Source organism: Chryseobacterium sp. UNC8MFCol (genome assembly GCF_000482305.1).
GTDB classification, from domain to species: Bacteria; Bacteroidota; Bacteroidia; order Flavobacteriales; family Weeksellaceae; genus Chryseobacterium; species Chryseobacterium indologenes.
This window is the reverse complement of sequence record NZ_AXUZ01000003.1, coordinates 643,198-650,232: the sequence shown is the minus strand read 5'-3', so window position 1 is coordinate 650,232 and position 7,035 is coordinate 643,198. Positions and strand designations below refer to the sequence as shown.

Below are 7,035 nucleotides of genomic sequence, written 5' to 3'. Positions count from 1 at the left end.
CCGTTACTCTTGCGGATTGGCGCAGATGGCCATACTTTATTATATAGTATAAACGAGAGTAAGGGCTGTATGGGGCGATAAGTTTCGTGAGGATGGTCTTGGAAAGGTTTTACGTTTGGGCTAAAGCCTGATTTTGAAGGATACTCTATTGAGAGGGCTTTAGCCCGCTCCTACTGAATAAAGATTACCACAGATCACACGGATTTGCAGAGAAGAGTAAGTAAATATGTTGAGTAGGCATCCATTTTCAATTTTCAACTTTCCATTTTCAACTTTTTACCATTTCCTAGCCCCGATAGAAGCGGTTACCCCACAGCAGGCGCTGGAGAATATAAGGTTAGACGTGGAGCGCAAGGCCGCGAGGAGTATGAGCGGATAGCGGGAAACAGCTCCTGAATATGTTTGAAAGCCGGAGAATGAATGAATTGGAGGGTTGGAGAGCGAAAAAAAATTAAATGATATGATCTCGCCTTTACCGGTTTAATCATGTTTAAAGATTAAAATTTTACTATTTGTAAACTTTTGAAAACAGCATCAGCGGCTGACATGAACGTTATGTTAACGAATAAACAGGAACCTGAGCAAAAATTGCCCAATTCAATCATTTTGGAAAACACATGAATAATGCACTATTATTAAGCACATTACAGGAATATATATCCAAAAAACGGCTCCGTTTTTATATTTTTTTAAGTAAGATAGAAGTAACATACAGGCTTAATTTGTTAATCAATACTTAATACCAAATATTTATATATATTAAAATTATTGGCGTGATTTGCATAAAAAATTTAATATATGTAAAAATGAAAACAAAATTAGAGAAATTACTTATCCTTGTTTTTACCTGTTTCATCATTTTAGTTTCAGCGCAAAAACAGTTAATTATAGGAACTGTCCTCGATGACAGTCAGCCACTCCCCGGCGCCACTATCAAAATAAAAGGCTTATCAAGAAATATCACTACGGATGTTGACGGTAAATTTGCCATCAACGACATTCAAGAAGGTCAATACATACTACATATCAGTTATATAGGTTATGAATCTAAAGATGTCACAATTGATCTGAAATCGGAGCAAACCACCGACCTGGGGAATATCAAACTTTCCCAACTGAGAAAAAATATTGATGAAGTATTGATCACCGGTACTTTAAAGAATACGGAAGCACGGGCATTAAATATTCAGAAAAACGCCATCAATATCAGCAACGTCATTGCCTCTGACGGCATCGGGAAGCTTCCGGACAGGAATGCGGCAGAAACGGTTCAGCGTGTTCAGGGTGTTTCTATTGAAAGAGATCAGGGTGAAGGAAGGTTCGTTTCTCTACGGGGGTTACCTCCTTTCTGGGCCTCTACAACGATTAACGGAAACAGGCTTCCCACCGCTGAAGAAGAAACGACCTCCAGAGCAACTGCATTTGACTTCTTCCCTACGGAATTGATTTCTTATGTACATGTCAACAAGTCTTTTACTCCTGATATGGAAGCAGATGGAATTGGTGGCGGAGTGAATTTCATTACAAAAACCCCTCCGATGAAAACAGAGTTTAAAGCGACTTTGGGAAGCGGGTATAATGCGAAAGCAGATAAAGGAGTCTATAATATCGGTTTGATGTACGGAGGAAGAACGAAAGATAAAAAATTCGGATACCTCTTTAATTTTGCCCATTTCATCAGAAACTGGTCTACCGATAATTTTGAAGCAAGACGAAGCGGTGATGAAGGGGTTTTCAGAATGGAACTTCGGGATTATAACGGGGTAAGAAAAACTACCGGAATCAATACAGCCTTTGAATATGTGCTTTCTCCGAAGAATACACTTTACGTGAAAGGAATGTACGGAACACTTTCGGATGACGAAACTCATTACAAACACAGAGTGAGGTTTGATAAATTCAGCAGTGCCAATAATACAGCGAGAGTAGAGCTTCAGAATATTCATAATTTACTGATCACGCAACTTACCTCAGTGTCCTTAGGCGGAGTTCATAATCTGGATAAGGGAAAAATCGACTGGGATCTCTCCTACTATGATAATCAATTTAAATACGGAAATATTCCTGATAAGCAAAACAACTCCTATTATGTTATCAAATACACTCAGTCAGGCGTAGGCATCAACCCTGGTTATATTTCGGATCACGGAAACGGCCCAAGAGCTTACTGGAAAGCAGATGGGGGAAAGCTGGATTATAAAAACCCGGATGCCTTATTTGGGTTCTACAGTGATCCGAATTTTAAAATGGATGCTTCTCAGATGAAATTTACCGATCTGGAATTCTATAAAGTTTTTGTAGAGGAAAAAGATAAGATTGTGGCAACTTTTAACCATGAAATCAATATTTCTGATCAACTGACCTTAAAATATGGGTTAAAATACAGAGATAAGGAACGTAACGCAAGATTCTCAGACATCTTTTACAACTGGAGCAACGGAACGGCTCCATTACTTTCAGATTATTCCCAGTACATCACAGCCCAACCGAACGGGACCAAGTATCTAAGTGAAATGAATGCGTCTATCGGAAATTCTTTCGGACCGGTCCTTTCCACCGGAGGAATGAACCAGTTCTGGTATGATAATCAGGGAAATTTAAAGATCAACACTGCAGATTCTGAAGCATTGGAGTACAATAAAGCACTGGGAAGGAACTTTGATGTTTTTGAAAAACATGCTGATGCTTATGGAATGGGAACCTATAAATTGAATGACAAATTCACCATTTTAGGAGGAATCAGATTTTCCAATACCAATACGAAGGTAAAAGGGTATCATGTTGTTGATGACGTTCTTACTCCTGTTGAGCATACTAAAAATTACCTGGCTGTTCTTCCCATGCTTCATCTAAAATACGCATTGAACGATAAAACCAACCTGCGTTTTGCCGCCACAAGAACATTTTCAAGGCCGAATTTCGGAGATCTGACACCCGGAGGAACTTATATTGAAGCTGATAACGAATTTAAAGGAGGAAATCCAGATCTTAACCCTACGTATTCCTTGAATTTTGATCTGATGGGAGAATATTATTTTTCCAACGTGGGGATTCTGAGCGGAGGAATTTTCTACAAATCGATTACCGACCCGATCTCCCAGGATTCTTTTATCGGAAGCTATAATGGAATAAACGGAGTTCAGTTTTCAGCTCCTAACAACGGAAAAGCAGCCTGGCTGGGAGGTATTGAACTTGGCATCAATAAAAGATTTGATTTTCTTCCGGGATTCCTGCAATATTTCGGAGCACAGGTAAATGCGACTTTCATGACTTCAGAAATGGAAAAACCAAGCGGAAGGAAAGTAAAGCTTCCGTATCAGGCTAGTGATCTGTACAATGTGCAGCTTTTCTTTGAGAAGAAAGGATTCAACGCAAGGCTGGCCTACAATTATAAAGGAAAATATGCCGTAGAATACGCTGAAGAGGACATCAATGATACCTATTACGGAAAGTACAGCAGCCTTGATTTTGGAGGTTCTTACCAAATTACAAAACATATCGGTGTATATGCCGATATCAACAACATCCTGAACAAACCGCTTATTTATCATTTCGGTAAAAATGAAGACCGCCCCGAACAGGTAGAATACTACGGAGTGCGTTGCAATCTTGGAATAAAACTGAATTTCTAAACCACTACAATGGCTGGAACAATCAATAAAAAAACAATGGTAACACTGAAAGCCGCTTTTGCTGCTTTCGGGGTCTACTTCTGCATGTATGGCTTCAGAAAACCCTTTACTGTAGCATCATTCGAAGGATTATCCTACTTCGGCGTCGACTACAAAATCCTGATTATTATCGCTCAGGCTGTAGGATATTTTATCTCAAAATTCATCGGCATCAAGTTTATTTCAGAATTAAAACCGGCAAAAAGACGATCCTGTTTATTCTCGTTTATTGCCGTTGCAGAGCTTTCTCTATTGGGGTTTGCCGCTGTACCTGCCCCGTACAATATACTTTTTATGTTTTTGAACGGAATTCCTTTGGGCATGATCTGGGGAATTGTCTTTTCCTATATTGAAGGTCGTAAAACCACCGAGATTATCGGACTGTTTTTATGTTCAAGCTTTGTGGTTTCGTCGGGTTTTACCAAATCTGTAGGAAAATTCCTGATGGACACTTTTTCAATTTCCGAATTCTGGATGCCTTTTTCAGCGGGACTGATCTTTATTATTCCGTTATTTGTATTTGGAATCCTTCTGGAACGAATTCCCCAACCGACTGAAGAAGATATTTTGCTTAAAAGTAAAAGACAACCCTTGAACGGACCGGAAAGAAAAGCCCTGGTTCAGCAGTTTTTTGTGCCGGTTGTTTATATTATTTTTCTGTACATCAGCCTTACCGTTTTAAGGGATTTCAGGGATAATTTCAACCGTGAGATCTGGGACGGACTCCATTTTCATTTTGACAGCTCCATTTTTACCCTTACGGAAATCCCTATTGCCATTATGGTTCTTGTGATTTTAAGTTTCATGGTAAAGGTTAAAAACAATAAAAAAGCTTTTGCATATTATCATTACATCCTTTTTGGCGGAATTCTGGTGGTGGGATTTTCAACCTATCTGTTTCAGCAGGGATCGCTGTCACCTTTTGTATGGATGACCATTTCAGGTTTTGGGATGTACCTCTGTTATATTCCTTTCAACGGAATTTATTTTGACCGGATGATCGCTGCTTTTGATATTAAAGGAAATGTAGGCTTCCTTATTTATATTGTCGATTCTTTCGGATATCTGGGAAGTGTTTTGATTCTGCTGTACAAGAATTTCGGTTCTTCGCAGACTTCATGGCTTAGCTTTTACATCAGTCTTAATTATATTATCACTATTACAGTCTTAATTCTTTCAATTATTGCTTTTCTGGCTTTCAAAAAAAAGTCAAAACCCAAATCAAACTCTAATCGATACATCAATTTTGATGCTTCAAAAATCTTATAAATTATACTAAAATGACAACAAAATTTGATTTACTCGTAGTTGGCGGTGGAATTTTAGGAACATTCCATGCGTATCATGCTTTGAAGAAAAATCTTAAAGTTGCCTTACTGGAAAAGAACTCTCTACCACAGGGAGCAACGGTAAGAAACTTCGGACAGGTTGTTCCTTCGGGAATGGATCTTACATGGCAAAATTTCGGGAGAGAAAGTCTCTCAATATATCAAGAACTCCATTCTCAGGCAGATCTTACCATCAGACAAAACGGTTCCGTATATATCGCTTCAAACGACGAAGAGCTTCAGCTTATTGAAGAACTGTACGAAATCAACAGAAATAATGATTACGAATCTTTTCTCCTGTCTAAAAGCGACTGTATTAAAAAATATGACGGTCTCCGCTCAGACTATTGTAAAGGCGGATTGTTCTTTCCGCAGGAGCTTTCAGTAGATTCTGCAGATATGATTGTAAAACTACACCGGCTTTTACAGGAAAAGATGGGGCTTCAGATTTACTATAATACCACGGTAGTGGAAACCAATGAGGATGATCAGAAATGCATTGCGGTGACGGCAGAAGGGAGTGAGTTTACAGCTTCCAAAATATTGATTTGCGGCGGGCATGAGTTTAAAACATTATACCCCAAAGTATTCAATGAAAGTGACCTGGAAGTAAGCAAGCTGCAAATGCTTCAAACAAAACCACAAGGAATTTATTCGCTTCAGGGTAATATTCTTACGGGCCTTTCTATCAGAAGATATGAGTCTTTCAGTGAGTGCCCTTCATTCCAACAAATCAAAGCATTGGAAGACCAGAATTCTTTCGAAAAGAAATATGGAATTCATATTTTATTTAAACAGGCGCTTGACGGATCTGTTATTGTAGGAGATTCTCACGAATATGCCGATGCCAGGAATGCTGATGATCTCGGCTATGATCTGAATATGGAAATTGATGAATTCATGATTCATGAAGCGAGAAAAATCATTGATCTTCCTACCTATGAAATCCAGAGAAGATGGTTCGGGGTCTATTCGCAATGCAAGACAAAAGATATTTTTGAGCACCGCCCGTCTCCGAATATTCATATTGTCACCGGAATCGGAGGAAAGGGAATGACGGGAAGCGGAGGCTTTTCAAAGTTTAACATAGAAAAAATTTATGCATAAATTTCAATGAAAAATATAGAATTACTGGTTCTGGATATGGCCGGAACAACGATTGACGAAGATAATGTAGTCTATAAAACCTTAACGGATGCCGTGAATGAATACGGCTATTCTGTAACGCTTGAAAAAGTACTTATCCATTGTGCAGGAATGGAAAAACTGGAAGCGATCACCAGCTTGTTAAAGGACATCCACGGAAATGAGGCGGATGCTCAGCCCATTTTTGAAAACTTTTCTGAAAATTTGAAGTTTGCCTACCGAAATCTCGAAGTAAAACCGATCAACGGAACGGAAAAATTCCTTCTTAGTATGAAAACACAAAATAAAAAAGTGGTGTTGAATACAGGTTATACCCATGAAATCGCACAACAACTTTTAGATAAATTACACTGGAAAGAAAACGTTCATTTTGATGCCCTGATCACCGCAGATGATGTTTCGGAAAGCAGGCCCAGCCCGGCAATGATCAACCTGGCGATGAAAAAATTCAATATCACAGAACCTGCAAAAGTCCTGAAAGCAGGGGATTCTGTGATTGACATCGAAGAGGGTAAGAATGCAGGCTGTGGTCTTACTATAGCAGTTCTTTCCGGAGCACAAAACAGAACGGAGCTCGAAAAAGCAAAGCCTGACTATATCCTGAATACTATTTCTGAAGCCGAAAACCTTCTTTAGAAATTTCTTTTTCAATACTAATAACACAAATATTTTCGCAGATCATATTTGTGTTGTTTTTTAAGATCCCTTCAAATCACAAATTTTACATAAACCCAGATCATAATCGTGATTACCATATTTATTTTTAAACGAAATGTCCTTACAACAGAATAGCAAATACCTGAATCTTCGTTTAAAAAAAGTGAACGCTATATTCTTCGACTCACAAATCGTGAGTTTGCAAAGTCCTAAAAGCTCAGGTGTTTCTAAAA

Annotated in this window: 4 protein-coding genes; all 4 read left to right on the top strand. The window is 38.6% G+C overall.

Features of this window, described 5'->3' with window-relative positions; translation table 11 throughout:
- Positions 1 to 806: 806 nt before the first annotated feature.
- From M030_RS0103110 to M030_RS0103095, 4 genes are read left to right on the top strand one after another with little or no spacing between them, the layout of a single operon-like run.
- Positions 807 to 3,632, top strand: a complete 2,826-nt coding sequence (locus tag M030_RS0103110; RefSeq protein ID WP_027372203.1) for a TonB-dependent receptor — start codon at positions 807 to 809, stop codon at positions 3,630 to 3,632.
- A 9-nt stretch (positions 3,633 to 3,641) separates the two neighbouring features.
- The gene (locus tag M030_RS0103105; RefSeq protein WP_027372202.1) at positions 3,642 to 4,940 is read left to right on the top strand and encodes a DUF5690 family protein; all 1,299 of its coding nucleotides are present in this window, start codon (positions 3,642 to 3,644) and stop codon (positions 4,938 to 4,940) included.
- Between the two features lie 11 nt (positions 4,941 to 4,951).
- Positions 4,952 to 6,106, top strand: coding sequence for a TIGR03364 family FAD-dependent oxidoreductase (locus tag M030_RS0103100; protein WP_027372201.1), 1,155 nt, complete (start codon positions 4,952 to 4,954; stop codon positions 6,104 to 6,106).
- Positions 6,107 to 6,112: 6 nt separating this feature from the next.
- Positions 6,113 to 6,781: an HAD-IA family hydrolase gene (locus M030_RS0103095; protein WP_027372200.1), complete on the top strand. Its 669-nt coding sequence runs from the start codon at positions 6,113 to 6,115 to the stop codon at positions 6,779 to 6,781.
- The last annotated feature ends 254 nt before the right edge of the window (positions 6,782 to 7,035 follow it).